This window comes from Azospirillum griseum (assembly GCF_003966125.1).
Classification (GTDB): domain Bacteria; phylum Pseudomonadota; class Alphaproteobacteria; order Azospirillales; family Azospirillaceae; genus Azospirillum; species Azospirillum griseum.
The window spans coordinates 1-766 of sequence record NZ_RXMA01000116.1 but is presented as its reverse complement, the minus strand read 5'-3'; the positions used below and the strand labels follow the sequence as shown (position 1 = coordinate 766).

The following is a 766-nucleotide window of genomic DNA, read 5'->3' as shown; positions in this document are numbered from 1 at the left end:
ACTGCACTCGGCTCTCGGCTACATCACACCAGACCAAGCCGAGCTTCGAGCCGCTTAACCCGGTGTCCTTTCTGCCGGGGGAAGGTCAGGTCGCAGTTTCCACAACACAGTCGGGTTCCACCATCGGATGGCACAAACCGTAGGGAGCCGGCCGTTTGACAGAATGGACAGAGATGGCGCAGCGGCAGACGATGTCGGTGGCAAAAACCAACCGCCGCATACGCCCAATGTCGACGCAGGTATGCATGCCGGCCGACGGCTTGGTCTTCGCTCAGGCAGAGGTCGCACCACCCCGGAGCCAGAGCATTGGCGTAAGGCTCGGTTCCATTGCTCGGAACCAAAACGCCCCAGTCCCAGGCGTACCAATGCCGCGGCCAGGTCGGGTGCGCCGTCGTCAGAGCAAGGGTCGAAAGACGTTCGACGGGAAGCCGGGCTGCCGCGGCAAGCACGGCGATTTCCTCGTGAGCGGGCTGATAATCCAGACCGTGCAAGGTCGTCATGGTCTCCGCATCGTCACCCGGCGTGGTCAGGAGACCCCGCAAAGCGCCGCCGTCGAGGTCGTACCGGCAGGCGACCCGCGACAGCCACGATGACAGCAGCTCGTCTTCCATCGGGCGGGGGGCGAGCGGCAGCACCCTAGAGCATCGAGCGTTTAATCTGGCGCATATCCAGCATGCCTGAGATAGTTCCAGCATTCCTCTGGCGTATAGAGGTCACAGATGGAGCCGACGGCTTTCCAGAGTTCCTCGATGGTGCGCGCGCCGAT

1 protein-coding gene is annotated in these 766 nt (G+C 62.9%); it reads right to left on the bottom strand.

Going from position 1 to position 766, the window contains the following annotated elements:
- Positions 1-23 precede the first annotated feature (23 nt).
- A complete protein-coding gene (locus EJ903_RS26400; protein WP_158628032.1) occupies positions 24-635 on the bottom strand; it encodes a TniQ family protein in 612 nt (203 codons plus the stop codon).
- Between the last annotated feature and the right edge of the window lie 131 nt (positions 636-766).